Genomic DNA, 24915 nt, shown 5'->3' with positions numbered 1-24915 from the left:
CCAGGGCCGACGCACTCTCGATGGCCTGCGGCGACGTCCTGACCGCCGACACCACCCTCACTGCCGACCTGACCTGCACCGGCACCGCCCTGACCATCGGCGCCGACGACGTCGACCTCGACCTCAACGGCCACACCATCACCGGCTCAGGCACGGGCAACGGGCTGACGGCCATCAGCCGACCGGGCTTCACCCTCCGCAACGGCACGATCAGCGGCTTCAGATACGGCATCTACCTCTCGTCCGTCTCCGGCATGCCGCGCACCGACGTCACCGCCACCGACGTGCGGCTCCTGGCGGCGCCCATCGACGCCTGGCCCGGCACGATCACCTTCACCGGCACCCGTCAGGACGCCTGCCTGATGTCCGGTCTGCGGCTGGTCGACGGGCTCATCACGATCGACCGGTGCACGGTGACCAAGCAGACCGTCATGGTGCGCAGCAGCGGCTCGGCGATTCGCAACAGCGCGCTCACCGGCGGGAGCCTCACGGTCAGCGCGACCGACCAGGGCACTTTCCCCCGCAACGTCTTCGACGCCTTCCCCATGGGCCTGTCGAACGACAGCCGCCGCAACCTCGTGCGGGCCAACGTCTTCAAGAACTCGGCCACGGCGGGCCTCGGCGCCGCGGAGACCTTCCTGCCGCAGGACGCGAACACCATCGAGGAGAACGCGTTCACCGGCAACGACATCGGCTTACGGTCCGACTCCATGCTGCGGCACATCATCGTGCGCAGGAACGTGTTCAACGGCAACAACACCGTCGGCATGTTCGTGGACAACCCGTGGGGGCCCAACCGCGCCGGCCCGGACCCCGTCTCCGACAACGTGTTCGTCGGCAACGGCCACCACCCCAGCGGCCTGGTCGACGGCCAGGGGCACCCGGTCCAGGGCGGCATCCACCTGAGCTCCCGCGCGGCCCTCACGTCGCCGGTCACCCTGCGGAACAACGTCGGCATAGGCAACCCCGGCGATCACGACGGGTGCGCGTTCCCTTCGGCGTAGCCCACACCGGGGTGGGGCCGCCGGCGGGGAGGCGTGCCGCCGTACTCCGGGTGGTGCTCGAAGTGCCACCACTCGTTGTCGAACATGCGGTAGAGGTCGTAGCGGGCGCCGTGCTCCTCCAGCCAGCGCGCCCCTTCGTGCGGACGCACGTCCAGGGCGATGCCCTTGACGTGGTTGGACTCCGTCGGCGGCAGGACGAGCATGCGCGCCAGGGCCGGGGAGCCGGTGCGGCGCACCTCCTCGTCGAACATCCGCAGCTGCACGAGCGGATCACGGTATCCCGAGGTGAGGCCCAGGAGCTGGCCGTGGCGCCAGAGCGCCTCGGTGCGGGCCGCGGTGAACGCCGCCAGGGCGCCGTCGGTGAGCCCGGTCAGGTCCTCGGCGGGGAAGCGCATCCGTAACGCCCACTGGCAGGCCAGCTCGCGGGCCCGGCCGGGGCGGCGGACGAGCGCCGCGGGCAGCAGGAGCACGGCGAGGACCAGCGTCACCACGGCGAACAGCCGATCTCGGGGCCGAGCTGGGATGGTGCGTGGTTCGTTCATGACGAACTACGATTGGCGCCGAATATGAGTGGGTCGTCTGCCGAATGTCACCGTTTGTCGACGGCCACCGTGCCGCCACCAGACCGGCACCAGACCGGCACCAGACCGGCATCACCGTGACACAACGATGACATGGCGCTGACAAGGCGGGGACATGACCGGCCGACAGTGGACGGAGTTGACCGGCGAACGAGGTTTCGGAGCGTGCTGTGGTGCTCGGCGGCGTGTCGCGAGTGTTGTTGATCGAGGATGACCCGGCCGTGCGGGAGGGCCTTGAGCTGGCCCTGACCCGGCACGGGCATCGGGTGGGCGCCGTGGAGTCCGGCGAGGAGGGGCTGGAGCGGCTGCGCGCCGACCGTCCCGACGTCGTCGTGCTCGATCTGATGTTGCCCGGCATGAACGGGTTCGAGGTCTGCCGCCGCATCCGGGCCATCGGCGAGGTGCCGATCATCATGCTGACCGCGCGCGGCGACGACATCGACGTGGTGGCGGGGCTGGAGGCGGGCGCCGACGACTACGTGGTCAAACCGGTGCAGCCCAGGGTGCTCGAAGCGCGCATCCGCGCCGTGCTCCGGCGGATCGGCCGCGACCAGGCCGAACTGGAGCGGCACGGTGAGCTGACCATCGACCGGGCCGGGCTGGTGGTCACCAAGCGCGGCACGCCGGTCGGGCTCACCCCGGCCGAGCTGCGCCTGCTGCTGGAGCTCTCCGGCACGCCGGGCCGGGTGCACAGCCGCCAGCAACTGCTGGACTCGGTGTGGGAGCACGGGTACTTCGGCGACTCCCGGCTGGTGGACGCGTGCGTGCAGCGGCTGCGCGCGAAGATCGAGGACGACTCGGCGTCCCCCGTCTACGTGCAGACGGTGCGGGGGTTCGGTTACCGGTTCGGGCCGGTGTGAGCCGGGCGGTGACGTCCGGGCCGAGCCTGGGGCTGCGGGCCCGGCTGCTGTTCGCCTTCGCGCTGCTGTGCGTGGTCACCACGGCGGCGGTGACCGGCGGGCTCTACGTCCAGGCCCGCACCGACATCCTGCAACGGGCCCAGGATGCCGCGCTGCAGGCGACGAGAGCGCGCATCCAGGCGCTCTTCCCGTTGCGCACCCCGGCTCCGGACCGGACGGAGCTCGGCAGGATCGCCGCCACCATGGCCGAGCGGGACAGCTACGCGATCGCCGTCTACCGCGAGCTGTACGCGCAGGCCGGGCCGCCGTCCGACATGCCGCCGGGCCTGATGGGAAACCCGCCGCCGGGCCGCGACGGGGGCGAGGGGAACGGGCCGGCCCTGAGGTCCGAGGATCTGCGGCCCCAGACGCTTTCCCTGAGCCTGCGGCGGAAAGTGGCCGGAGGCGAGATGGCCTGGCAGCGGGTGGTGCGGGAGGGCAGACCGTTCCTGATCATCGGCGCGCCGTTGCTGATCGGCGAGGGCGGCCGGTGGCGGGTGTCCGGCATCGAGGTCTACACCACGCGCAGCCTGCTTCCCGAGCAGCGCAGCATCGACTGGCTGGCCACCCGCGCCTGGCTCAGCGGCGCGGCGGCCATGGCGTTCGCGGTCGTCGTGGCGTCGCTGGCCACCGGCAGCGTGCTGCGCCCGGTGCGCGAGCTCGGCCGGGCGGCCCGCCTGCTGGGCGAGGGCGAGCTGCGGACCAGGGTCGCGGTCCGCGGCTCCGACGAGCTGGCCGACGTGGCGCGCACCTTCAACGACACCGCCGCGGAGCTGGAACGGCACGTCATGCAGCTGCGTGCGATGGAGGCCGACGCCCGCCGGTTCGTGGCCGACGTCTCGCACGAGCTGCGCACCCCCCTGGCCGCGCTCGCCGCCGTCGCCGAGGTTCTCGACGACGAGGCGGCCGAGCTGCCCGAGCCCGCCGGCCGGGCGGCCAGGCTGGTCAGCCAGGAGACGCTCAACCTCACCGCGCTGGTGAACGACCTCATCGAGATCAGCAGGTTCGACTCCGGCGTGGCGGCCCTGTCGCTGAACGAGGTGGACGTGGCCGAGCTGGTGCCCGCGACCCTGCGCGTCCGGGGCTGGTCGGACGCGGTGCGCACCGAGCTGCCCCCCTCGGTGACGGCCAGGCTGGACCCGCGCCGCGTGGACGTCATCCTCGCCAACCTGGTGGGCAACGCCCTGCGGCACGGCGAGCCGCCGGTGTCGGTGCGGCTGTCCGCCGACCCGCACTGGATCACCGTCGAGGTCCGCGACCACGGTCCGGGGCTGGAGGAGGCGGTGCTGCCGCACGCGTTCGACCGGTTCTACAAGGCCAGCGCGGCGCGGGCCAGGTCCGAGGGCAGCGGACTGGGCCTGGCCATCGCGCTGGAGAACGCGCGCCTGCACCGCGGCGACCTCACCGTCGCCAACGCCCCGGACGGCGGCGCCCTGTTCACCCTGCGCCTGCCGCGCAGGGCCCCCGAGCAGGACGGAGCAGCCGAATGAGCGCCGCACTCCCCCGCCGCGCGCTCGCCGCGGGTCTGGCGGCGCTGGTCACCGTGACCGGCTGCGGCGTGCGTCCCAGCGATGTGATCGCCGTCGGCCCGCCGCCGGTCGGGTCCGTCGCGCTGACCACGACGATCGTCCTCTACCTGGTGAAGGACGGGCGGCTCAGCGCCGTGACGCGGCCGAGCGCCCGTCCGCTGTTCCGGACCGAGAGGCTCGCGCTGCTGGCGGCCGGGCCCACCGCGGAGGAGCGGGCGCTCGGGCTCGGCACCGAGGTGCCGCCGGAGGCCGACCCGTTCCTGGTGACCGACAAGGCGCGCGGCCGCATGACGCTGACCCCGTCCACGCCGGGCGGTGACCTGTCCCCCCTGGCCGTGCAGCAGATCGTGTGCACGGCCGCGGCGCTGCCGGGCAGCCCTGCCCGCATCGCCGTCGTGGGGGCGCGGACGGGCGTCGACCCCCGCGACTGCCCGGCCTGACGCGGTCGTCCCGGGACCTGTTCAGAGGCGCTCGCGGACGTAGTTCGCCGCCTCGGTCCTGTTCCGGACGCCGATCTTGGCGAAGGCGTTGTTGATGTGCGTCTTCACCGTCGTCTCCGCGATGACCAGGGTGGCCGCGATCTCGCCGTTGTTCAGCCCTCTGGCGATCAGCCGCAGCACCTCCACCTCCCGGGTCGTGAGCCCGTCCGGCAGGTGCGTGACCGGCTCGGGCCCCTGCCGCGACAGCGCCTGGACCAGCCGCCTGGAGACCGGCTCGGCGAACGTCGACTGGCCCGCGGCGGCCGAGCGCAGCGCCGCGGCGATCTCGGCCCGGCCCGCGTCCTTGGTGAGGTAGCCGCGGGCCCCCGCCAGCAGCGCCGAGGTGATCGAGCGGTCGTCGTCGTAGGTGGTGAGCACCAGCACGGCGACGTCCGGATGGTCCCTGGTGATGCGCCGGGTCGCCTCGACGCCGTCCATGACCGGCATCCGCAGGTCCATCAGGACGACGTCCGGGCGTTCCGCCGCGACCAGGGGCAGCGCCTCTTCGCCGTTGGCGGCGTCGCCCACCACTTCGGCGCCGTCCATCAGCGAGATGAGCGCCACCAGGCCCTCGCGCATGATCTGCTGGTCGTCGACCACCACCACCCTCATCCGGGCACCTCCGCTCTCACCAGCCAGTCGTCGCCGTCCGGCCCCGCGTCGAGGGTGCCGCCGATCAGGGCCAGCCGTTCCCGCATGCCCGTCAGGCCGTGACCGGGCAGCCCCGCCTGCGGTGCGCCGAGCGGGTTGCGGACGGTCAGGGTCACCATGGTGGCGGTGTAGGCGAGGGTCAGCGACACCGGGGCGCCCGGGGCGTGCCTGGCGGCGTTGGTGAGCGCTTCGCGGGCCGTGCGCAGCAGGCCCACCTCGACCGCGGGGGCGACCTGGCGGGAGACGCCGGCGGTGCGCGTCGCGAGCCTGGCGGAGTGGTCGCGGCGGTGCGCGTCGGCCAGCGCCGACAGGGCCTCGGGCAGCGGCGGGACGTCCTCGCGGAGGGCGGCCACGGCCGCGCGGGCCTCGATCATGCCGTCGGCGGCCAGCCGCACCGAGCGCCTGACCCGCTGCGCGGCGCCCTGCACGTCGCCCTTCTCGGTGAGCAGCACGTCGGCCACCTCCAGCTGGACGCGGAGCGCGCCGAGGGAGTGGGCCAGCACGTCGTGCAGCTCGCGGGCGATCCTGGCGCGCTCGTCGAGCGCGACCGCCCTGGCCCGGTCCAGGCTGCCCTGCCGGTACTGGCGCCGGTGCAGCGCGAACATGAGCGCGCTCACCAGCACCGACGCCAGCGCCGCCATCGAGGCGAGGGTCCGGCCGGACAGCGCCATGCCGCCTGCCATGAGCGCCAGGTCCACCGCCGCGACACCGAGGATCACCCGGACGGGCGGCGTCAGGTGCGCCGCGAAGAGCGTCAGCTCGGCGAACAGGAAGATCGCCCCTTCGCTGTCGCCGGGGCCGACGGTCACCGCCGCCAGGACCGTCCCCGCGGCCAGCAGCGTGAGGGCCGCCCGGTGGGCGCGCCGGTCGAGCACGACGAACCCCAGCCAGCAGGCGAGCGACCCGCCCAGCGCCGTCCACACCAGGACGGGCTGGGCGGCGGGCGTCGCCGTGGCCAGGGTCAGCCCGAGGAGCAGCGTGATCACGAACCGCATCAGCTGCCCCGTCTCAGGATCGTCCGCCGACAGCAGCCGGCGGACGTTGCCCCACACCTAGTGCGACCCCCTGCTCAGATTGACCACCATCTCCACCATCAGCAGCCGGAAGGCGATGAACCCCACGACCACCACGACGGCGGCGACTGCCAGACTGATGATGACCTTGCCGTTCATCTTGCCCCCGTTCGAGTCCAGGATTCTCCGGAAGACCCAGAGCAGCTTGTCCATGGCTCGACGGTAGGAAGGGAGCGGGGTGGAGTCGCACCTACGAACGGTGGAGAACCGGGTGGAGATCCGCGCGCCGGCTCGTCCCCCGCTCGGGTGCGGTCAGGTCTTGGCGGGGATGCGCTTGCCGAGGTTGACGAAGAACAGGATCAGTCCGACCGTCAGCACGATGTGGCCCAGCCCCGCGAGCCCGGTGATCGCCGGGCTGGTCTCGGCGCCCAGCACCGTCTGGGTGCCGTGCACGATCATCATCGCCACCGTCAGCGCCAGCCCGCCGTTGTAGACCCAGAAGAACCAGGTGAACAGCTTGCCTCCGGCGCTCAGCGTGAACACCTTCTCCAGCACCAGCACGATCAGGAAGAACAGCATGCCGAGTGCGAGCAGGTGGGTGTGCACCACACCGAGCTGGGTGTCGCCGGTGAAGTCGTTGAGCTTGGTGATCTCGCGATAGTAGAGGCCGGTGACGACGCCGACGATCATGTAGATGTGCGCCGCATGGTAGATCTTTTTCACGGTTGAGACCTTAGAGGGTTGTTTGCCGCCATTTGTACCGGCATCCCCCGAACGTCCCACCGCTCGGGGCTCCCAGCCCTGCCAGACCCGGCGGGAGCCCGCCCAGGGGCCCGGCGCATCCGGGACCTGACTCCTGTACGGCGTCCGGCCCGGTGTCCAACGCGATGGGCCCGCAGATCCGGCCCAGGTACTGGGCCGCGCTCCTGCCCGCCGCGCTGCTCGGGGTCAACGCGCCGGCCTTCACCTTCCTGCTGGCCGCCCTCGCCCTGGTCTCCCCCGCGATCGGCGCCCTGCAGACGCCGTTAACCTCGCTGGTGCTGCTGCTCAACGGGTCGTTCCTGCCGCTGGGCCGGTATCCGGACTGGCTGGCCGCGGCGGCCCGGCTGCTGCCCACCACGCTGGGCGTCGAGGCGCTCAACCGGCCCCTGTTCGAGGGCGGCACCCCGGCCGGGCTGTGGACCGGCGGCACGCTGCCCTGGCTGCTGGTCCACACCCTGGTCCTGGCAGTCGTGCCGGCCTGCTGTTCGTCCGCAACCACCGGCGAGCCTTGGAGGCGTCATGACCTTCGTCCATCGCGGCACCCTGGCCCGCTCCTAAAGACCCCGCCAGCGGGTGACGGGGGCGTCGATCCGCACCTGGGCCCGGGACCGGGTGGCCGGTCAGGGGCTCACTCGACGCACGGTGATCTCGTACTGGTCCACCGCGCCCTCCCACCGGGCCACCAGCGTGCCGCCCTCTTCCCTGGCCCTGCGCATGTCCTCGCGGCACAGGGCCAGCTCGTCGGAGCGGGGGTCGCAGAACGCGCGCAGGTGCGCCCGCAGCCCGGCGTGCCGCACGGCCGCGAGGGCCGCCGCCGTCTCCGGTTCGCCCCCTTCGTACGGGACCAGGCTGTCGAAGCCGTCGCCCATGCCGGTGGCGACGCGGAGGGCGTCGAGGAGGGTGCCGTCCGAGGCGATCGTGGCGCTCGTCACGGACCAGGCCCCGGACGGGAGGCCGGCCCCGTGGCGGGCCGTCAGGCGCGCCAGCTCGGCGCCGCGGACCTGGGGCCAGCGGTCGGAACCGGCGAGCCTGACGGCCACCAGCTCTTCCCCGAATGCGGGCGGGAACCCCGCCGCAGCATCGATCTCGAACAGCGACCGGCTCGGGTCGAACCGCAGCTCGGGGTAGCCGACCTCGTCGAGCAGCAGCAGGTCCTCGCTGGAGGTCGTCGCGCGGCCGGCGAGGGCGGCCGGCTCCAGCCAGGCCGGATCCCTGTTGAACCCGGTCTCGTCGAGCCAGTTGCCGGTGTAGCAGGCCGCGTACTCGGCCTCGGGGTCGAAACCGGAGAGCGGGTGGCCCAGCAAGACGCCGAAGGCCTGCCTCAGCGACGACTCCCAGTCGTCGCCGGCGGTGAGGGCGGACATCACGTTCGCGCCTTTCATCAGGGGGGATCGTGACCCGCGGCGCGGGCCGCCGTCTGGCGTCACTGCTCATGATCAATTGTAGAGTGAGGCATTCGTCCTCCTCCCCCTTCGGGAAGCGTCCTGTGTTACGTCGTCACCGTTCGGCCGTGCTCGCCCTGCTTGTCGCCGTTGTGTACGGTGCCGCGCTGACGGTCGCCGTCGTCGTCGCCCTGGTCTCCGGTGAGGTCGGCCCGCTGTGGGGGGTGACGCTGTTCTCGGCCGCGGCCGAAGGCGTCACGGCCACCGGGCCGAGCCTGTTGTTCCTGGTCCTGGCCGGGCTGTCGTGGTCCTGGGGGATCTGGCAGATCCTGCGCGGGCCGCCGGCGGGGCCGCCGACCGCGCCGGATCCCGACATCCTGCGGTTGCGCCTGGCGCTGTACGCCTCGGCGGCCACGATGCTCCTGCTCTACCTCACCGCGTCCATCCGGCTCGACACGACGGTGGTCGACTCCGCGGTGATGTGCGTGCTCGTGGTGCTGTTCATGCGGCTGCTGGGCCGCGGGCGGCCGTACATGCGGGGCGCCGGGCTGCTGGGGTACGGCGGATTCACCGTCATCGGCGTGCTCGACCTCCTCGAGCGGCCCGTCCCGGAGGGGGTGGAGCTGGTGTGCGGCCTGGCCGCGCTGCTCTGGACGGCGCTGGTCCTGCGGGCCCAGGGCGCCGACGACCGCTGGCGGACCGCGACCGTCGCCTACGGCGTCGCCGCCCTGGTGACGCCGCTGGTGCTGGTGCCGGTGGCGTTGCCGTTCAGCGGCGAGGAAGGCGCGGCCGAGGCGCTGGGCGTGGTGTCGAGCGTCCTGATGATGATCTGGCTGGCCCGCTCCGCCCACGACCTCGCCGCCCCGCGCCACCGGCCGGCCCCCGAGGCCACGCCGGAGGCGTGAGCCGGGACGGGCTGATGGCCGGGGCGGATGGCGGGGGCCGGTGACGGGGGCGGGTGATCGGGGTTCAGCGTCTGCGCTGCCTGGTCCCGGTCCTCTCGGTCGTGGCGGATTCGCGCGGCAACGAGGGCCTGGCAAGGGGCGCCAGCGCCGGCCCCTGCCACTGCCGGGGCCGCGGTCGCGGCCGCGCCGCCCCCGACCCCGGCCCCGCGCCCTTGTCGTCGCCGGGGTCGGCGCCGTCGAGGGACAGGATGCGGCCCTTGAACGTGGGGTGCCTGGTCTCCCAGTACCGCCAGCCCTCCACCCTGGCCGGCACGTTGGCTATCCCCGAGCCGACCTCGACCTGCTTGCACGTGCCGAGCACCGACCAAGCCGCCCAGCCGATGCGGTAACCGAAAACGCGGTACCACATATTGCCGTACATCCCTTTAGTGATAGTGCGGCTGTATTCATGGCCGGTGAAGACCATATGCCGTTCTTCGAGGTGCGGCACGCCCATCTTGCGCAGGTTGCGCACCAGATCTCCGGTCGTGATCACGAGTTGCTGCTCGTTCTCCGTCTCCCGGAACGCCCTCACCTCGTATTCCCGGGTCACCGTCACCGTGATGGTGCCGCCGGGGCCGTCAATGTAGCGGGTGCGGGGGATGAAGAAGTTCCTCGGCGAGAGCGAACGGATTTTGAAGAAGGTGTGCGGGTCGCACCGCCCGTCGCCGTCCGCGTGCGCGGCCGTGGTCACGGCGGGGGTCATGGCCAGGACGAGGGCCGTCGAAAGCGAGCCGCGCACGGCCGCTCGGGTCATGGTCCGCCCAAGACGAGACGCCGTCGGCCGGGTGGGGTTGCTGAGGGCATTTGCTCGTATATTGGGTGAGAACATGTACCGTTCCTTTCGGAATGCAGCCCGTAGTCGCTATCCGAACCCATAGACCGGAATGCGGCCTTTCCGCACGCCGATCAGGGCATCTAGACCGGTACGATGTTTACACTTGCCACGAATCACTCTTCGACGCCACACCGAAACCGCATTCCCGGTGACCGGCAAGATTCAGTTGTCGGAATGCCATGGCTCAGCGGCGCCGCTCAGCGAAATCGTTCCTCCGGCCCCCGTGACGCGCGACCGCGTGAAGGCCCGGATCCGCTCGGCGATGACCTCGGGGGCGTTCAGGTCGGGGGCGTTGTGGTCGAGCCCGGCGATGATCTCGTGCCGGGCGTCGGGCATGAGACGGGCCAGGCGAGCCGGCACGGCGGTGAGGTAGCCGGGAGACCTGTCGCCGCCGAGCAGCAGCGCCGGGGAGCCGACGCCGGCATACCTGGCGCCGTCGGAGTCCAGGCGGACGATCTCGCCGAGCTCGGCGGGGGTGGTCGCCATCATCGCCCGCATGTCGCGCCCCTCCGCCCCGCGCAGCATCAGGAACGCCAGCGCGCGGAACACCGGCGCCGGCGCGTCGCCGACCGGGACCAGGCGGGTGGCCTTGAGGAAGGCCGCCATCGCCGCGGTGTGCCTGCCCTCGGCCAGCAGCCGCTCGAACGCCGGCAGCCACCGGGCGGGGAAGGAGCCGTCGATGCTCACGCCCGGCTCGTAGACCATGAGCGCGGCCACCCTGCGCCGCAACCCGACGTGCAGGGCGACGAGACCGCCGTAGCTGTGCCCGAAGACCAGGCGCGCGCCCGTGCGGTCCATGGCGGCCAGCGCGTCGTCGACCTCGGTGTCCACGCCGTACGACGGGCCCTGCGGGCCGCTGCCGCCGCGTCCGCGCCGTTCGATCACGTGCACGCTGTGCGTACCGGACAGGGCTCGCGCCAGCGCCCCGTAGTGGTGGGCGCGCCGGTTGTTCCCGGGGATCACCAGCAGCCCCGGCCCCCGGCCCGCGCTGAGCACGGCGATCGTCGTGCCGTCCTTCGACGTCACGTCCGTGCTGTGCCACCGCATCGACTTCTTGCCGCCCATCCCGCCCTGCCTTCACGTTGGTGGAGACAGCAGACTGGCCGCCGGGGCTGTCACCCGGCTGGCAGAACGCCGGCACCGGCGACCGGGAGGGAGAACGGTCAGGCCCAGTGGTCGCCGTCGGGCAGCCGCAGGAAGGCAGCCGGTTCCGTGAGCGAGCGGTCGTCGGCAGGACGCAGCCCCGCGCCGGCGAAGCAGTACGCCTCGGCGCACCCGTCGTACAGGAACTTGCGCAGGATCTCCTCCGGCGAGTCCTCCGGGGACGCGTCGCCGCCGCCCGGATGGGTGTCCCACTCCGCGACCTCGCCGTCGCGGTAGACGCTCCCCTGGTTGCCGCTCTTGGGATTGGCGTACATGCCGTAGGCGACCGTGCCCGCCGACAGCGCCTTCATGACGCCGGGCGTGGCGGCCATGTAGCCCCAGTCCTGGAAGACGACGCAGCCGCCGGGCACGTCGGTGACGCCGACGAACTGCATCGCGTCGTCGTCGAACGGATCTTCCTCGACCTCTTCGAGCTCCTCCTCGGTGGCGGGCTCGGCGGCCAGCAGACGCGCCGCCTCGGCCGCGCTGACACCGCGCACGCACGTCAGGCTGAAGCCGTCGCCGTCGATGCCCTCCAGGACGCCGACCAGGCGCGCGGCCTCGGCCACGGCCGCCGTCTCGGCCTCGGTGAGCCGGGCGTGGCCGGGCGGGAACGGGAAGAACAGGCCGGGCGTCGGACCGGCCAGGCTGAGCCGGCCCGGCGACCAGCCGCCCATCATCGGCCGCCACGGGTCAGCTCCGGCGGCGACCAGCGCACGGGCGTTGTCCGGCTGGTCGTGGAAGACCGCCTCCCAGAGCGCGGTGCGGCCCTCGCACTCGGCGTCGACGTCGGCGACCCGGCCGGCCAGCTCGGCGACCACGTCCGGCGAACCGCGCTCGGCCGCGGCGTGCAGGGGAGGCCCGTGGAAGCGGGCGCCTTCGTCGGGGTCGGCGCCCGCGGCCAGCCTGGCGCGGACCAGGGCGAGGTCGGTCCAGGAGTGCCACCCCAGATCGGACCAGCCGGGGGTTTCCTGTGCGGTCATGACAGCTCCTTCAAGATCCCTCATTCGGAGACGAGCGGTGCCATCATGGCGGAGGGCACGGACAATTTTCGAAGATCGTCCGGACGGCGGGCAGCCGCCCTCTCCCGGTGGACGCCCGCACCAGCAACTCCTTGCCCCAGCGCCTCGCCGAGGACAAGGGCGGGCCGGATCAGGGCTGGGCGTCGGGCCATCCCCGGAAGGTCGGGCCGGCGAGCGTGGCGTGCGGGCCGGACAGGAACGCACCGGCGGCGGCGGTCGCCAGGTCGGCCGGCTCCTCGGCCACGACTGAGCGCCGGCGGGTCAGCGCGGCGCGCCCAGGACGCAGAACTCGTTGCCCTCCGGATCGGCCATCACGACCCACGGCACGTCGCCCTGCCCCACGTCGGCGGACGTCGCGCCGAGCCCGGCCAGGCGGGCCACCTCCACCGCCTGGTCGGCGCCGCGGTGCGGCAGCAGGTCGATGTGCACCCGGTTCCACACGGTCTTCGGGCCCGGCGTCGTGCGCAGGAACTCCAGGTAGGGCCCGACCCCCTCGGCCGCACGCAGCCGCGCGTGATCGTCGCCGGCCTCGTGCACCGTCCAGCCCGCCGCCTCGCCCCAGAACCGGGCCATGGCCCGCGGGTCGGAACAGTCGACCACCACCGCGGCGATCGGCCCGGTGTCCCGGTAGATCTCCCGGGGCTCCAGCACGCAGAACACGTTGCCCTCCGGATCGGCCATCACCACCCACGGCACGTCACCCTGGCCCACGTCGGCGGGCTTCGCGCCGAGCCCCTCCAGCCGCGCCACCAGCTCCGCCTGATGGGCCTCGGAGGTGGTGGCGAGATCGAGATGCACGCGGTACCGCACCGTCTCCGGGTCGGGGACGGTGACGACGTCGACGCAGACGGCGCCGGGATCGGGCCAGGCGAAACCCACGGGCTCGACGTTGGTCACGCCGGGGCCCTCGCTGGAGACGCCCCAGCCGAGCGCGTCCGCCCAGAACCGGCCGAGCGCCGCGTCGTCCCGGGTCTTGAAATTCACCTGAACCAGCCGCAATGCCATGCAAATCACCCTATGCCCGGCGGCCGGGCCGCCGGCTCCGCGCACCGGGCCGCCGGCTCCGCGCACCGGGTCGCCGGCTTCGCGCGCCGGGTCGCCGGCTTCGCGCGCCGGATGTCAGTCGTTGAGCAGGACGTCCAGGAGCCGTTCCGGCGCGCGCAACGGCAGGTAGTGATCGGCCCCGGCGACGATCTCCAGGCGCGCGCCGGGAACGCCCGCGACCAGCCGGCGGGCGATCACGCCGATCTCCGGATGGTCGTGGTCGCCGACCACCACGGTCGTGGGCACCGCGACCCGGCCGAGAAGCTCGACGGCGCCCACCTCCGCGAAACGGGCATGGCCCTTCTCGGCCGCCACCCGCAGCCGGGCGTTCTCGGTGACCATGTCCCGGATCGCCGCGTACCCAGGCGCCCGGTCCCCCAGCGAGGCCCACAGCGTCAGCTCCATCTCGGCCAGGCGGCCGGGGTCGTCCCCGCGGTCGGCCGCCGCGTAGGCGTCCAGCTCGGGAGAGCGCGGCCAGTCATGGCCACCGGCCGACGCCGCGACCAAGGTCAAGGACCGCACCCGTTCCGGATGCTCCAACGTGAAGTCGAGCGCGACCTCGCCGCCCATGCTCAACCCCACCAGCGCGGCACGCTCGACGCCGAAGTGGTCGAGGACCGCGAGCAGGTCGTCCTCGTAGCGGAACGGCGCGGTCGGCGGCGTCGAACGGCCCAGTCCCCGCGCGTCGTACCGGATCACGGTGCGGTGGCGCGCCAGCTCGGCGAAGACGCCGTCCCAAAGACGGCTGTCGTGCACGGAACCGTGCAGCAGAACCACGGCAGGCCCGTCGCCGGCCTGCTCGGCCCACAGGCGGCCGTCACCGGAGACGGGGAGGTACTCGATCGTCATGGCAGCGATTCGACCACACTCCACCCTGCCGGGCGGACGACGTCCCGGCCGCGGAAATCATCCCCCAGGAGGACGGGCGATCAAGGACCGCTTTGACGACCACGGCAGGGGACGACTCCTACCGTTCGGCCCATGGTTATCACCACGAACACCTTCCGCCGCGCCGCGGCCGGCGCCGGACTCGTCCTGACCGCCCTCGCCTTCCCCGCCGCCGCCCAGGCCGCCACGGCGCAGACCTCCGCCACCCCCGTCCTGGTCGGCGTCTACCCCACCTCGGACGCCTGCGCCCGGGCCGCCGCCCCGTACACCGCCGCCGGCAAGACCGCCGCCTGCCGCCTGAACAGCATCTACGCCAAGCCCCCCTACTGGCTGCTGTACGTCTCGTAGACCGCACGGGATTCCCGGCTCGGCGTCTGCGACCATGAACGGATGCCCGAGCCGAGAATCCGCGTCGCCGCCTACGTCGTCCGCCACCGGACCACCCCGGAACTCCTCGTCTTCGATCACGTCCACGTGCCCGAAGCCGGCACCCAGGTGCCGGCGGGCGGCGTCCTGCCGGGCGAGAGCCTGGAACAGGCCGTCCTGCGGGAGGTCGCGGAGGAGACCGGCCTGACCGACGTCACCGTCGTCGGGCCCATCGCGGTCGACCACAAACCTCGCGAGGACAACGGCCGGCCCCGGCACACGACGTTCTTCCACCTCACCGCCGCCCCCGACAGCGCCGACGCCTGGCAGCACCGGGTGTACGGCGACGGCACCGACGCCGGCATGGACTTCGCGTGCCGCTTCGTCCCGTTACCGCTGACCGAGAAGCTGGCCGACACCCAGGACGCCTGGCTGGACCGCATCGAGGGATGAGGATGGACACCGGCCGGGGCATCTGACACGATCGCCGTCCGGCTCCGGCCCCGCGGTCAGGGGGAACCCGTGCTCCGAACCGTCGCCGTCGTGACGGCGCTCGCACTCGGCCTGGCGATCGTGCTCACCTCCGCCTACCGGACGGCCCCCCGGTGGGAGGTGTGGGCGGCCCTCGCCCTGGCGCTGACCGCCGCCTCGGGCGCCGTCCTCGCCTACGGCGTCCAGCGCTGGAGAGAGCTGACGGCCCTGCGTCCCGCACGCGTCGGCGAGGCGCTCCGGCCGCTCGGCGCCCTGGCGCTGGTGGCCCTGCTGCTGGTCGTGCTCGCCCTGCTCCTGTCCCCCGATCCGCTCGCCGGCTGGCGAGGCTGGGCCCTGTCGGCGATCGCCTGCCTGGGCGCCCTCCCGGCCGCCGCCACCATGTCAGGAATCCGCCGGTCGGCCGGGGCGCTGGAAGGCGGCCCGGGCACGCGCGTGGCCACGCTGATCAGCTTCCGCCGGCTGCTGCGGCGACTGCTGGGCGCCCTCGGCCTGCTGGTCGCACTGGCCACGCTCGCCCTCGGCGCCGCCCCCGCACCCGCGCCTCCCGGAGTCGTCCTGATCTTCGGCGGCAACGGGTCACTGCTCGTGGCCCTGGCCTACGCACCGGCCCGCGCCGCGCTACGGGAAGCCGCCACCCGCCTCTGCGACGGCCTCCTCCCCCTCGGGGACGCCGACGACGCCGCGACGGTCGTCGTCCGGGCCGAGGAACGCGCGAAACTGGAGCAGATCCTGGAGGTCGACCACAACCTCATGACCGACCTGCAGACGGGCCTGGTGATCCTCGGGCCGCTCCTGTCCGCCGCCACCGCCGCGTTCCTCCCCGGAACCACCGGCTGACCTCGATCTAAGGGCACAGGGCAGAGGTCAGCAGGGCCATCGCCGCCTGATGAGGGTCGCCGGACAACGGAGTGATCGACACTGTGACCTGCCGCGAACCGTCGGCCGAGTTGAACGCCACCGTCAGGTAGCCCGGAGCACCGCCGCCGTGGCCGAACGCGGTCCCGCACGGAAGAGGCGCCAGCTCAAGCCCCAGCCCGTACCCCTCGGTCGTGCCGGGATCCTTCATCTCCGCCAGCAGACCAGGACGGAGCAGCTTCCCCCGCAACAGCGCGCGATAGAACCGGTTGACGTCCTCGGTGGTGGAGATGATCTCCCCCGCCGCACCGGCCATCGTGGGATCGAACCGCGTGACGTCGACAGGGACGACCACGCCACCCCTGGTGACCGGCACATACGCGTGGGCGTGCGGGCCGGGCACCTCCGGCGAGGCTCCCGGCACGCGGGTGTGCCGCAGGCCGAGCGGCCGCAGGATCCGCTCCCTGACCTCCGTCGCGTACGGCCTGCCGGTGACCCGCTCGATCAGCATGCCGAGCACGATGTAGTTGGTGTTGGAGTACCCGTACGCGGACCCGGGCGGGAAGTCACGCGGCAGCTTCTCCGCTCTCTCCACCAGTTCGCGCGCCGACCAGGTGCGGAAACGCTCCTTGGGGATGCCCGCCTCGTCCATCATGCCCGTCGTGTACTCGGGCAGGCCGCTGGTGTGCTGGAGCAGGTGCCTGACCGTGATGCCGGCGCCCCCGTCCACGAGCTGCGGCAACCACTGCTCCACACTGTCGGACAGACGCAGCTTCCCCTCGCCCACCAGTTGCAGCACCACGGTCGCCGTGAACGACTTGGTCACGCTCCCGGCCCGGAAACGCCCGTCCACCGGAGCCGGCCGGGCGCTGTCCACCCTCGCCCTGCCGGCGGCGGCCCGCCACGTCCTGTCGCCGTCGCGCACCTCGGCGATCGCGGCGACCGCACCACCAGCGACGACCTTGTCCAGCATCGCCTGCAAAGCCGGCCGACCGCTCCGGCTCCCGTCCGCCGCCGCAGCGGCGGACACGGCAGGCGTTGCCGCCAACGACACGGTCAAGCACGCCACGACGGCCGCGCCGGCGCGTCTTCCCCTCACGTTGCCCTCCGATTCACGGAGCCCGGCTCTCGGCCTCCGCCGTACCAAGATCCGGCACGGGAGGGCGGCACGGCGTCGGAGTAATCCCCTACGGAAACCCTGATTCCGCGCCGGCGACCTCCGACTTGCGAAGGACGCCTTTTCGGCCTTCTGGCCAACCCCCGCTTCCTCCGGGCACTAGGAGGCGAGCAGGTCGAAATGGAAACCGACGAAGAACAACCCCAAGGACACCCACTTCAACGTCATCGGCAGCTCCGGATCCTGCAACGTCCGCCCGGCCCTGACCGCGAGCAGGCCCGCGGCGCCACCGAGCATCGACCCGAGCAGCACCCCCAGGAACCACGGCACGTCGAGCGGCACGACGACAGCCGCGACGCCCGCCCCCGTGGCAAGACCCGCGATGAACGGCCCCCCGCTGGGCCTTCTCGCCATGAACCGGGACAACCACGCGCCATACCGGGTCAGCCGCTCCGGACCCACCAGGTCGACGACGACCGCCGCGCCGGACACGAACGAGAGGATCTTGCCGAAGCGGCCCCACCAGATCATCGGCAGCCCGAGCAGATCGGTGCCGAGCGTGGACCTGCCGTGCAGCCACAACCCCCACGCGTCGAAGTAGCTGATGTCCGCCACGAACGGAGCATAGAAGCGGGCCCCGGCGACGCCTAGGTCTGTCGGCGCCTGGTTTTGCCGGGCGGGATTCGGGAACGAATCCGGGAGACCGCCTTTACATTGTAGATTCGCTAAAGATGCCGGCGCTCAGCCGGGAACACAGGTCCCACACCGCGTTCTGGTTGCGCTCGTCGAGCGCGCTGGCCGGCAGCGGCCTGCGGCGGCACCGGTCGTCGAAGTAGGCGCCGGTGAGGCCCTCCACCTCCGCGCTCACGGCCAGATGGATGCTGGAACGGGCCGATCGGGTCAGGTCCGACAGGAAGAGCGGCGCGACGACCTTCAGCACCAGGGGCGCGATCGGCCGGTAGAGCCGCGGGAACGCGCCGATCGGGGTCGCCCTGTTCATCGGCGTGTAGCCGTGCCCGGGGTAGACCACGTTGGCCGTCACGCCCGTGCCGCGCAGTTCCCGGGCGAGCCGGACGGTCAGCGCCATCGTCATGGTCTTGGTGTGGTTGTAGTGGCTGAACGTCCACCCGATGAAGCGCCGCTCCCCCAGCAGGTTGTCGTGCTCGATGGGGCCGCCGGGGATGCCGCCCGTCAGGTTGACGACCCGGGCGCGGCCGGCCCGCCTGAGCTGCGGCAGCAGCAGGTGGGTGAGGGTGAACGGGGTGAGGACGTGCGCGGCGAACATCTTCTCCACGCCGTCGTCGGTCAGCTCGCGGCGCGGCCGGTTCAGGCCGACGTTGTTGACCAGGACGTCCAGCGTGTCGTGGCGCTCGGCGACCTGGGCGGCGATCCGGCGCAGGCCGTGGAGGCCGGTGAGGTCGGCGGCGAGGGCGTCCACCCGGTCGTGTCCGGCACTGGCGCGGATCTCCCGCGCGGCGCGCTGCGCCCGGACGGGGTCGATCCCCACCAGGATCACGGAGGCTCCGAGCCTGGCCAGGCCGCGCGCGGTCTCCATGCCGATCCCCCCGGTGCTGCCGGTGATCAGGGCGGTCCTGCCGGTCATGTCGTTCGATGTCATCGGTGTTCGTCTCCTTTCGGTCGGGACGCTGGTGTCAGCGCGAGATCAGTTACCGGATGAGCTCATGGAGGCGCAGGGCGTCGTCCCGGCCGAAGGCGCGGCCATGGACTCGATCTCCTTCGGCTGGGCCCAGCGGCACGCCGGGCGAGCCCACGTTCATGACGACCGGACGCCGGGCGGCCCGCAGCACGTCGTGCAGGCCGTGGCTCAGCACGAAACGGCCGAGGTAGGCCAGTGATGATCCCGGTCTGCATGTTCACCCGCTCTCGCCGGCACATCCACCGAAGTGGATATGGCATATCCGGTTACGTCGTGGAGCCTAACACGAAGCGGATATGATGTATCCAGTTAGCCGACCGGACGGGATGCCATGAGCGAAGAGACACCGGCGCTGCGCCGCGACGCCGAGCACAACCGGCAGCGCACCCTGGCGGCGGCGCGGGAGGTGTTCGCCGCGCGCGGGCTGCAGGCCACGCTCAACGACGTCGCCCACCACGCCGGGCTCGGCGTCGGCACCGTCTACCGCCGCTTCCCCAACAAGGAGGTCCTGGCCGAGGCCGTCTACGCCGGCAAGCTCGACGACATCCGCGCCGCGGCACAGGCCGCACAGGCGGCACAGGACGCCTACCAAGCCCTCAGAGCCTTCATAGAGCACGCCCTGCAACAGGCCGCGACCGACCGCGGGCTGCGCGAGCTGATGCGGCGGGGCGCGGGCGAGAGCGAGCCGATCGAGCGCGCCAGGGAGGGCATCGCCGAGTCCTGCGCCCGCCTCATCGCCCGCGCCAAGGAACAGGGAACGCTGCGCGCCGACATCACGGTGGGCGACATCGCGCCCATCGTCTCGATGATCGACTCGGTGATGGACCTGCCGTCCGACGGCGCCGCGCAACCGTGGCGGCGCTACCTCGCGCTCATCCTCGACGGCCTGCGGACCGGACGGGACACGTCCTGAAGGTCGCGTTAAGGAGGCCGCCGCAGCCTTAAGGACGGCCCACAAGTGTTTCCCAAGTCTCCTGGCACATCTTGACGGCAGAACGCCGTTCGTTCCCTGAGGAGAAGAGGAAACATGAGCATTCGACGTCTGACCGCGGCCGCCGTCGTCGCGGGTGGGCTCGCTTTCGGCGCCGTGGCCGGCTTCGCCATGCCCGCGTCGGCCGTGTCCGCATCCCCCGTGTCCGCATCGGCCGACTCCGGGTCGTGGCACTTCGCCGGGTACTACCAGTACCGCGACCAGTGCGTGCGGGCCGGTTTCAGCGCCGTCACCAGCGGCGGCATCGTCCAGGATTTCCGGTGCGAGGTGTCCGGCTCGCGCTTCGCGCTCAGCCTCTTCTACTGATCGGCCTGACGGCGGCGGCCCGCCCGGCCGCCGCCGCGGCCACCGGGAACGTCTCGAATCCGATCAGCATGAGGTTGTGGCGTGAGATGCGCGCATCGCATCAGCTCGGCCGCCAGAGCCCGCCAGGTGCTCCTGATGGACGGGACCACCGTGCTCACCCGGCACCCACCGGGAGCTGATCGACCGCTCCCCCCTGTACGCCGACCTGGTCGGCCGCTGGCACGACGGCACCCGGTGACCGATGGCCCGTCACGCCCCGGCGGCGTCGGTGCCGGCGTCCAGCGCGGATTCCAGCACGGCCAGGAAGTGGTCGACCGGCCCGATGCAGGCCACCGCCGACCCCCCGGAGATCCGCCCGGCGTAGGGCAGCAGCTTCTCGTACGTCGTCCAGCAGGCCGCCACGTCGCCGGCGGCGGCCTGGGCCGCGCCCTGCAGGCACGTCATGGTCAGCCACGACCAGTCCATCGGCGGAGCGGGCCACCCCTGCCCGGCCAGGGCCACGGCCTGGCTCCGGCGCCCCTGGGCGCACAGCTCCAGCACCCGGGCGTCGTGTTCCACGGTGGGGTGGATGCCGCTGATCAGGTCGATGAGCGGCCCCGCCTCGGCCATGGCGCCGCGCTGGTAGTACAGCATGAGGCGGCCGTTCACCGCGACGGCGCCCGCGTACCACATGCCGATCCGCTTGGCCTGCCGTTCGGCCTCGCCGTACAGCGCGTCGGCCGCGGCGAACCGGCCGGCCAGGGTGAGCCGGTTGGCCCGCCACATGGTGTGCTGGAACCGCGGCCACGGGAGCTGGAGGTCGTCGAGCAGCGCCTCGCAGCGGGCGGCGGCCAGGTCGGCCCCGGCCAGGTCGTGCATCTCCAGCCGGTAGTGGGTGTCCATCATGTGGGCGAGCAGCTCGAACCCCGGCGTCCGGGTCCGCGCGGCCAGGCCGTGCAGCTCCTCGGCGATCTCCATGAGCTCGGCGACGTGGGTGGCCTGCGGCACGGACAACGCGCGCGCGTTCAGCGCCCGCATGAGCAGGTGGGGGTCCGCGATCCGGCGGGCCATCGCCACGGCCTCGGCCGACAGTGACAGGCATCGCAGGTCGTCGTCGCTGCCGTTGTACAGTTCCTGCGCCAGGCCGCCGAGCAGCAGCGTCCGCTCGACGCTGTCGGTCTCGGGCAGCGCGCTCAGCGTGGCCTCGAACTGCTCGACCAGCCGCAGTTCCACCGGTTCGTACGGGTTGCGCAGCGTCCAGATGGCCGGCGCGTCCAGTGCGGTGAGCGCGCGGGTGGTCAGGGCGGGATCGGCTTCGGCGCGCTGGGCCACGCGCAGGGCCTGGGCCCGCAGGGCGCGCGCGCCCATCGCGTCTCCGGCGTCCAGCAGGGCGCGCACCTGGTGCAGCAGGAGCTCCACGTGCTGGGCGGGGTCGCCGTCGCACGCGCCGTGCGCGGCGACGGCGCGTCCCCACCAGGCGGCGGCCTCCTCGTGCGCCATGCGCCGGCTCGCCTGCCCGGCCGCGGCGCGGGCCCAGTGCGCGGTCTCCCGGTAGGCCAGCGGCCCGGCCTGCACGGCGTGGTGGGCGATGACGGTCACGTCGGTGCTCGGCCTGGCCGACAGGGCCCGCATCACCTCCCGGTGGATCACGCCCCTGCGCAGCGGCGGGACGCCGGCGATCAGCGTCTCCCTGACCAGGTCGTGGACGAACGTCATGACCCCGTCGCCGCTGGTGACCAGCCCCGCCTGGGCGGCCCAGTCGAGCAGCTCGTAGGTCTGCTCCGGCCACGACGCGCAGGCCCGGAACACCTCGACGACCAGGCCGGGATCGAAACTGCGGCCGATCAGCGCGGCGAGCTGGAGTATCTCCGTCGCGCGCGGCCCGAGCACGGCCAGCCGCCGGCGGATCAGGTCGGACACCGCGTCGGGCACGACCTCCAGGCCCTGCCCCTGCGCCATCAGCCGGACGCTCTCGCGCACGAAGAACGGGTTGCCGCCGGTCCGCCGGGTCAGCAGCTCGGCCGTGGAGCCGTCCACCGGGACGCCCATCTCCCGGGCGAGCGTCGCGACGTCGTCGGCGTCGAGGCCGCTCAGCCGGATGCGCACGAGGTCGTAGCGGGCGAGCTGGTACAGGACCTCGTTCACCGAGAGGTTGAAGGGAGCGGCGGGGGTCGCCGTCCGGTCGTCGTGCGCCGCGTCGCGGAAGGCGGTGACCAGCAGCAACGGGCGCTCGCCCGGGTACGCCTCGGACAGCACGGCGACGTCCCTGAGCAGTTCGAGGGTGGCGGAGTCCGCCCAGTGCAGGTCGTCCAGGACGATCACCAGGGGGCGGGCGCGCGCGGCCTCGGCGAGCCACCGGGCGACGGCCCGGTTGCGGTGCGGCGAGGCCGGCGCGCCGGTGGGCCAGTCGTCGTCCAGCAGCCCGCCCAGCGCCTGGCGCTGCGCGGGCGGCACGGCGGCGGCCAGCGCGCGCAGCACCTGGAGCCACGGCCACAGCGGCGGCACGCCCTCCCCGCCGCGGCAGCGGCCCCACAGCACCAGATGTCCGAGGTCCGCGCAGTCGTCGCGGAACGCCTGGAGCAGCCGGGTCTTGCCGATGCCGGGCTCGCCGCTGACCGCGGCGACCACGACGCCGTTGTGGTGCGTCGCGCCGGGCAGTGCCGCCAGCTCCGCCAGCCCCCGCTCGCGGCCGATCAGCCGCCCCCGCACCGCGCGCCGGGCCTGGCCGGGCCGCGGGGGCGGGTCCTCACCGGCCGGCTCGGGCGGCGGGGTGATCGACCGCGCCTGCCGGAGGATGTCCTTCTCCAGTTCCCGCAGCTCGTGCCCGGGATCGAGGCCGAGCTGATCGGCGATGACCTGCCGCGCCCTGCGCAACGTGGCCAGCGCGTCGGCCTGCCGTCCGGACCTGTAGAGAGCCAGGGCGCGCAACCACCACAGCCGCTCCCGCAGCGGGTGCTCCGCCGTCTCGGACTCCAGCTCGTGGATCACCGGCTGCGGGCGGCCGGCGTCCAGCAGCGCCCGGGCGCGGGACTCGATCGCGTTCATGCGCAGCTCGTTCAGGCGGTTGACCTCCGCGGCGGCCCACAGCTCGTCGGCGAACTCGCCGTAGGGGACGCCGCGCCACAGCCCGAGTGCCTCCTCCAGCAGCGGCAGCGCCTCCGCGGGCGGGCGCGGCTCGGCGTCCGCGACCAGCCTGCCGAAGCGCAGCGCGTCGACGTCCGCGGTGGCCAGGAGATAGCCGGGCCGGCGGGCCACCAGCAGCCGGGGCGGCGTGCGCGGCGCGCGTGACGGCTCCAGCACCCGGCGCAGGTTCGACACGTAGACGTGGACGGAGCCCACGGCGGTCGCCGGCGGCCTGCCCCGGTACAGGTCCTCGATCAGCGTGTCGGTGGACACGACCGTCCCGGCGGCGGCCACCAGCCGGGCGAGCAGGGCGCGCTGCCGTGGCCCGCCGAGGCTGATCGGGCCGCGGGCGCCGACGATCTCGAACGGCCCGAGCACCCGGAACCGCACGCCCTCCTCGCCGGTCCCGCCGTCCGGGCCGTGCTGTCCGAGCCCTCCGCACCGTTCCCCATCGGCTGTCTCCTCGTGACGAGAGGTTCGCGACATCGCTCCATCGTGGCCGCTGCCCGGCCCGGTCTCGTCAGTCGTGAGGGTGATGCGGAAATCAGTCGCGGGCGGGACGCGGGGGTCTGCAACTTCCGCGGCAGCCGATGTCCACCCCCGGGTTGATGCGCCCGCGGCGGCGCCGGGGTTAGCGTGACGGGTGCCCTTCACCGCCCCGTCCATCGTCCGGCGGGTGTTCGCGGTCCACCCGCTGCTGCTCGACGGCGCCGTGGCCCTGGCGCTCGTCGTCGGCACCTGGCTGTGGGAGATGTTCGAGCCGGGCCGGGGCCGGCCGGGCGACGCCCTGTCGGCGGCCTTGACCGTGCTGGTCAACGCGCCGCTGGCGCTGCGCAGGGCGACGCCGGTGGCGGTGCTGCTGGTGTCGGTGGGCGCCTCGCTGGTCTACCACGTGCTGGGCTACCACCACGGGCTCAACAGCATCGGGCCGCTGGTGGCGCTCTACTCCGTGGCCGCCCACCGGTCGTGGGCGTGGTGCGCGGCCGGTGCGGCGCTGATCGTCGTCGAGTGGACCTACGCCTCGGTGCAGCAGCCGGGCCTGGCGCTGTGGTCGGCCGCCGCGCAGTCGTGCATCGTGGCGGCCTGCGGCGCAGGCGCGGGCACCAGCGTGCGGCTGCTGTCGGAGCGCACCGCGCAGCTCGCCGACCTCGCCGCGCAGCTGCGCGCGGAGCAGGGCGCCGCCGCCCGGCGGGCGGTCACCCGCGAACGGGTGCGCATCGCCCGCGAGCTGCACGACGTCGTCGCCCACCACATGTCGGTCATCTCCGTACAGGCCGGGCTGGGGCGTTACGTGGCGCTGAGCGACCCGGCCACCGCCCACGCCACGCTGGGCGTCATCGCCGACACCAGCCACGAGGCGCTGACCGAGATGCGCCGGCTGCTGTCGATCCTGCGCATCGAGGCCCACGACGACGACGAGGGCCTCTACGCCACCGCGCCGGGCCTGCTGGCCCTCGATCCGCTGGTCGAGCGCATGCGCGGGGCGGGCGTCGCCACCGAGCTCGTCGTCGAGGGCCGGGCCCGGCCGCTGCCGTCCGGTCTCGACCTGTGCGCCTACCGCATCGTCCAGGAGTCGCTGACGAACGTGCTCAAGCACGCCGACCCCGGCCGGGTCGAGATCCACATCGGCTACGGGCCGGCCACGCTGACGTTACGCGTCAGCAACGACGGCGCCGCCGTCCAGGCGGAGGACGAGCCCTCCGGCGGCCACGGGTTGATCGGCATGACTGAACGTGTCAGGCTCTACCAGGGGTCGATCATCGCCGGGCCGCTGCCCGAGGGCGGGTTCGAGGTGCTGGCGACCTTCCCGCTCCCCGTGCCCGGCGCCGACGATCGGCCGCCGTGACGAC

General features: G+C 73.0%; 28 protein-coding genes. 12 read left to right on the top strand and 16 right to left on the bottom strand.

What is annotated here, in order from left to right; translation table 11 throughout:
• Positions 1-20 precede the first annotated feature (20 nt).
• On the top strand, positions 21-1004 hold the full coding sequence (locus ACIBQ8_RS33605) for a NosD domain-containing protein (RefSeq protein ID WP_397193934.1): 984 nt from the start codon (positions 21-23) through the stop codon (positions 1002-1004).
• Here ACIBQ8_RS33605 and vanY-N read toward each other — a convergent pair.
• Positions 974-1546 carry a D,D-peptidase/D,D-carboxypeptidase VanY-N gene (vanY-N, locus tag ACIBQ8_RS33600; protein ID WP_397193933.1) on the bottom strand — a complete coding sequence of 191 codons (573 nt, stop codon included), beginning with the start codon at positions 1544-1546 and terminating at the stop codon, positions 974-976. The two genes, ACIBQ8_RS33605 and vanY-N, sit on opposite strands and share 31 nt — an antisense overlap.
• 224 nt (positions 1547-1770) lie before the next feature.
• On the opposite strand from vanY-N, the gene ACIBQ8_RS33595 reads away from it, so the two are divergent.
• The 3 genes from ACIBQ8_RS33595 to ACIBQ8_RS33585 are packed head-to-tail and all read left to right on the top strand — an operon-like array spanning position 1771 to position 4453.
• Positions 1771-2445: a response regulator gene (locus tag ACIBQ8_RS33595; protein ID WP_397178208.1), complete on the top strand. Its 675-nt coding sequence runs from the start codon at positions 1771-1773 to the stop codon at positions 2443-2445.
• Between the two features lie 8 nt (positions 2446-2453).
• A complete protein-coding gene (locus tag ACIBQ8_RS33590; protein ID WP_397178209.1) occupies positions 2454-3974 on the top strand; it encodes an ATP-binding protein in 1521 nt (506 codons plus the stop codon).
• Positions 3971-4453, top strand: coding sequence for a hypothetical protein (locus ACIBQ8_RS33585; protein WP_397193932.1), 483 nt, complete (start codon positions 3971-3973; stop codon positions 4451-4453). The genes ACIBQ8_RS33590 and ACIBQ8_RS33585 overlap by 4 nt, the downstream gene beginning before the upstream one ends.
• Positions 4454-4474: 21 nt before the next feature.
• On the opposite strand, the gene ACIBQ8_RS33580 is transcribed toward ACIBQ8_RS33585, so the two are convergent.
• The 6 genes from ACIBQ8_RS33580 to ACIBQ8_RS33555 form a co-directional block, all read right to left on the bottom strand.
• Entirely contained in the window at positions 4475-5104 is a 630-nt protein-coding gene (locus ACIBQ8_RS33580; RefSeq protein ID WP_397193931.1) for a response regulator, read from the bottom strand.
• Complete coding sequence (locus tag ACIBQ8_RS33575; protein WP_397193930.1) at positions 5101-6195, bottom strand: sensor histidine kinase; 1095 nt, start codon at positions 6193-6195, stop codon at positions 5101-5103. The genes ACIBQ8_RS33580 and ACIBQ8_RS33575 overlap by 4 nt, the downstream gene beginning before the upstream one ends.
• Complete coding sequence (locus ACIBQ8_RS33570) at positions 6196-6369, bottom strand: hypothetical protein (RefSeq protein ID WP_397178213.1); 174 nt, start codon at positions 6367-6369, stop codon at positions 6196-6198.
• Between the two features lie 99 nt (positions 6370-6468).
• Complete coding sequence (locus ACIBQ8_RS33565) at positions 6469-6879, bottom strand: DUF2871 domain-containing protein (RefSeq protein WP_397178214.1); 411 nt, start codon at positions 6877-6879, stop codon at positions 6469-6471.
• Between the two features lie 10 nt (positions 6880-6889).
• Positions 6890-7417: a hypothetical protein gene (locus ACIBQ8_RS33560; protein ID WP_397193929.1), complete on the bottom strand. Its 528-nt coding sequence runs from the start codon at positions 7415-7417 to the stop codon at positions 6890-6892.
• Positions 7418-7538: 121 nt separating this feature from the next.
• Positions 7539-8300, bottom strand: coding sequence for a hypothetical protein (locus tag ACIBQ8_RS33555; protein WP_397178215.1), 762 nt, complete (start codon positions 8298-8300; stop codon positions 7539-7541).
• A 128-nt stretch (positions 8301-8428) separates the two neighbouring features.
• On the opposite strand from ACIBQ8_RS33555, the gene ACIBQ8_RS33550 reads away from it, so the two are divergent.
• Positions 8429-9205, top strand: coding sequence for a hypothetical protein (locus tag ACIBQ8_RS33550; protein WP_397193928.1), 777 nt, complete (start codon positions 8429-8431; stop codon positions 9203-9205).
• A 64-nt stretch (positions 9206-9269) separates the two neighbouring features.
• On the opposite strand, the gene ACIBQ8_RS33545 is transcribed toward ACIBQ8_RS33550, so the two are convergent.
• The 5 genes from ACIBQ8_RS33545 to ACIBQ8_RS33525 all read right to left on the bottom strand — a co-directional run bounded on the left by ACIBQ8_RS33545 (position 9270) and on the right by ACIBQ8_RS33525 (position 14140).
• Positions 9270-10076: a hypothetical protein gene (locus ACIBQ8_RS33545; protein ID WP_397193927.1), complete on the bottom strand. Its 807-nt coding sequence runs from the start codon at positions 10074-10076 to the stop codon at positions 9270-9272.
• Positions 10077-10244: 168 nt separating this feature from the next.
• Positions 10245-11147, bottom strand: a complete 903-nt coding sequence (locus tag ACIBQ8_RS33540) for an alpha/beta fold hydrolase (RefSeq protein ID WP_397193926.1) — start codon at positions 11145-11147, stop codon at positions 10245-10247.
• A 98-nt stretch (positions 11148-11245) separates the two neighbouring features.
• The gene (locus tag ACIBQ8_RS33535) at positions 11246-12208 is read right to left on the bottom strand and encodes an ankyrin repeat domain-containing protein (protein ID WP_397178219.1); all 963 of its coding nucleotides are present in this window, start codon (positions 12206-12208) and stop codon (positions 11246-11248) included.
• Positions 12209-12508: 300 nt separating this feature from the next.
• Positions 12509-13252: a VOC family protein gene (locus ACIBQ8_RS33530; protein WP_397193925.1), complete on the bottom strand. Its 744-nt coding sequence runs from the start codon at positions 13250-13252 to the stop codon at positions 12509-12511.
• A 114-nt stretch (positions 13253-13366) separates the two neighbouring features.
• Entirely contained in the window at positions 13367-14140 is a 774-nt protein-coding gene (locus ACIBQ8_RS33525; RefSeq protein WP_397193924.1) for an alpha/beta fold hydrolase, read from the bottom strand.
• Positions 14141-14272: 132 nt separating this feature from the next.
• On the opposite strand from ACIBQ8_RS33525, the gene ACIBQ8_RS33520 reads away from it, so the two are divergent.
• The 3 genes from ACIBQ8_RS33520 (at position 14273) to ACIBQ8_RS33510 (ending at position 15874) form a co-directional block, all read left to right on the top strand.
• Entirely contained in the window at positions 14273-14527 is a 255-nt protein-coding gene (locus tag ACIBQ8_RS33520) for a hypothetical protein (RefSeq protein ID WP_397178222.1), read from the top strand.
• Between the two features lie 42 nt (positions 14528-14569).
• Positions 14570-14998: an NUDIX domain-containing protein gene (locus ACIBQ8_RS33515; protein ID WP_397193923.1), complete on the top strand. Its 429-nt coding sequence runs from the start codon at positions 14570-14572 to the stop codon at positions 14996-14998.
• A gap of 69 nt (positions 14999-15067) precedes the next feature.
• Entirely contained in the window at positions 15068-15874 is an 807-nt protein-coding gene (locus ACIBQ8_RS33510; protein ID WP_397193922.1) for a hypothetical protein, read from the top strand.
• 7 nt (positions 15875-15881) lie between these two features.
• Here the strand turns inward: ACIBQ8_RS33510 and ACIBQ8_RS33505 are convergent, their stop codons facing one another.
• The 3 genes from ACIBQ8_RS33505 to ACIBQ8_RS33495 form a co-directional block, all read right to left on the bottom strand.
• Positions 15882-16865: a serine hydrolase domain-containing protein gene (locus tag ACIBQ8_RS33505; RefSeq protein WP_397193921.1), complete on the bottom strand. Its 984-nt coding sequence runs from the start codon at positions 16863-16865 to the stop codon at positions 15882-15884.
• A 303-nt stretch (positions 16866-17168) separates the two neighbouring features.
• Positions 17169-17624 carry a hypothetical protein gene (locus ACIBQ8_RS33500; RefSeq protein ID WP_397178226.1) on the bottom strand — a complete coding sequence of 152 codons (456 nt, stop codon included), beginning with the start codon at positions 17622-17624 and terminating at the stop codon, positions 17169-17171.
• A 94-nt stretch (positions 17625-17718) separates the two neighbouring features.
• Positions 17719-18627 (bottom strand): SDR family NAD(P)-dependent oxidoreductase, encoded by a 909-nt coding sequence (locus tag ACIBQ8_RS33495; protein WP_397193920.1) that lies wholly within the window; start codon positions 18625-18627, stop codon positions 17719-17721.
• On the opposite strand from ACIBQ8_RS33495, the gene ACIBQ8_RS33490 reads away from it, so the two are divergent.
• The 3 genes from ACIBQ8_RS33490 to ACIBQ8_RS33480 all read left to right on the top strand — a co-directional run bounded on the left by ACIBQ8_RS33490 (position 18611) and on the right by ACIBQ8_RS33480 (position 19963).
• Positions 18611-18865 (top strand): hypothetical protein, encoded by a 255-nt coding sequence (locus ACIBQ8_RS33490; protein WP_397193919.1) that lies wholly within the window; start codon positions 18611-18613, stop codon positions 18863-18865. The two genes, ACIBQ8_RS33495 and ACIBQ8_RS33490, sit on opposite strands and share 17 nt — an antisense overlap.
• Before the next feature lie 132 nt (positions 18866-18997).
• Positions 18998-19579: a TetR/AcrR family transcriptional regulator gene (locus ACIBQ8_RS33485; protein WP_397193918.1), complete on the top strand. Its 582-nt coding sequence runs from the start codon at positions 18998-19000 to the stop codon at positions 19577-19579.
• A gap of 114 nt (positions 19580-19693) precedes the next feature.
• Complete coding sequence (locus tag ACIBQ8_RS33480) at positions 19694-19963, top strand: hypothetical protein (RefSeq protein ID WP_397193917.1); 270 nt, start codon at positions 19694-19696, stop codon at positions 19961-19963.
• Between the two features lie 249 nt (positions 19964-20212).
• Here ACIBQ8_RS33480 and ACIBQ8_RS33475 read toward each other — a convergent pair whose 3' ends face one another.
• A complete protein-coding gene (locus tag ACIBQ8_RS33475; protein ID WP_397193916.1) occupies positions 20213-23551 on the bottom strand; it encodes a BTAD domain-containing putative transcriptional regulator in 3339 nt (1112 codons plus the stop codon).
• A 157-nt stretch (positions 23552-23708) separates the two neighbouring features.
• Between ACIBQ8_RS33475 and ACIBQ8_RS33470 the strand changes: the two genes are divergently transcribed.
• Entirely contained in the window at positions 23709-24911 is a 1203-nt protein-coding gene (locus tag ACIBQ8_RS33470) for a sensor histidine kinase (RefSeq protein ID WP_397193915.1), read from the top strand.
• Positions 24912-24915: the final 4 nt, after the last annotated feature.

The sequence above is a fragment of the Nonomuraea sp. NPDC049646 genome, assembly GCF_044465525.1.
Lineage (GTDB): Bacteria > Actinomycetota > Actinomycetes > Streptosporangiales > Streptosporangiaceae > Nonomuraea.
Note: the sequence above shows the minus strand (reverse complement) of the source record. Positions and strands in the feature narration are given on the sequence as shown.

What these genes read in the sequence shown, in the direction of transcription:
- ACIBQ8_RS33580 (WP_397193931.1), bottom strand. Translation starts at nt 5,104, where the DNA reads ATGAGGGTGGTGGTGGTCGACGACCAGCAGATCATGCGCGAGGGCCTG.
- ACIBQ8_RS33495 (WP_397193920.1), bottom strand. Translation starts at nt 18,627, where the DNA reads ATGACATCGAACGACATGACCGGCAGGACCGCCCTGATCACCGGCAGC.
- ACIBQ8_RS33480 (WP_397193917.1), top strand. Translation starts at nt 19,694, where the DNA reads ATGAGCATTCGACGTCTGACCGCGGCCGCCGTCGTCGCGGGTGGGCTC.
- ACIBQ8_RS33570 (WP_397178213.1), bottom strand. Translation starts at nt 6,369, where the DNA reads ATGGACAAGCTGCTCTGGGTCTTCCGGAGAATCCTGGACTCGAACGGG.
- ACIBQ8_RS33490 (WP_397193919.1), top strand. Translation starts at nt 18,611, where the DNA reads ATGTCGTTCGATGTCATCGGTGTTCGTCTCCTTTCGGTCGGGACGCTG.
- ACIBQ8_RS33520 (WP_397178222.1), top strand. Translation starts at nt 14,273, where the DNA reads ATGGTTATCACCACGAACACCTTCCGCCGCGCCGCGGCCGGCGCCGGA.
- ACIBQ8_RS33535 (WP_397178219.1), bottom strand. Translation starts at nt 12,208, where the DNA reads ATGACCGCACAGGAAACCCCCGGCTGGTCCGATCTGGGGTGGCACTCC.
- ACIBQ8_RS33585 (WP_397193932.1), top strand. Translation starts at nt 3,971, where the DNA reads ATGAGCGCCGCACTCCCCCGCCGCGCGCTCGCCGCGGGTCTGGCGGCG.
- ACIBQ8_RS33485 (WP_397193918.1), top strand. Translation starts at nt 18,998, where the DNA reads ATGAGCGAAGAGACACCGGCGCTGCGCCGCGACGCCGAGCACAACCGG.
- ACIBQ8_RS33515 (WP_397193923.1), top strand. Translation starts at nt 14,570, where the DNA reads ATGCCCGAGCCGAGAATCCGCGTCGCCGCCTACGTCGTCCGCCACCGG.
- ACIBQ8_RS33540 (WP_397193926.1), bottom strand. Translation starts at nt 11,147, where the DNA reads ATGGGCGGCAAGAAGTCGATGCGGTGGCACAGCACGGACGTGACGTCG.
- ACIBQ8_RS33530 (WP_397193925.1), bottom strand. Translation starts at nt 13,252, where the DNA reads ATGGCATTGCGGCTGGTTCAGGTGAATTTCAAGACCCGGGACGACGCG.
- ACIBQ8_RS33525 (WP_397193924.1), bottom strand. Translation starts at nt 14,140, where the DNA reads ATGACGATCGAGTACCTCCCCGTCTCCGGTGACGGCCGCCTGTGGGCC.
- ACIBQ8_RS33605 (WP_397193934.1), top strand. Translation starts at nt 21, where the DNA reads ATGGCCTGCGGCGACGTCCTGACCGCCGACACCACCCTCACTGCCGAC.
- ACIBQ8_RS33475 (WP_397193916.1), bottom strand. Translation starts at nt 23,551, where the DNA reads ATGTCGCGAACCTCTCGTCACGAGGAGACAGCCGATGGGGAACGGTGC.
- vanY-N (WP_397193933.1), bottom strand. Translation starts at nt 1,546, where the DNA reads ATGAACGAACCACGCACCATCCCAGCTCGGCCCCGAGATCGGCTGTTC.
- ACIBQ8_RS33505 (WP_397193921.1), bottom strand. Translation starts at nt 16,865, where the DNA reads ATGCTGGACAAGGTCGTCGCTGGTGGTGCGGTCGCCGCGATCGCCGAG.
- ACIBQ8_RS33545 (WP_397193927.1), bottom strand. Translation starts at nt 10,076, where the DNA reads ATGTTCTCACCCAATATACGAGCAAATGCCCTCAGCAACCCCACCCGG.
- ACIBQ8_RS33555 (WP_397178215.1), bottom strand. Translation starts at nt 8,300, where the DNA reads ATGAAAGGCGCGAACGTGATGTCCGCCCTCACCGCCGGCGACGACTGG.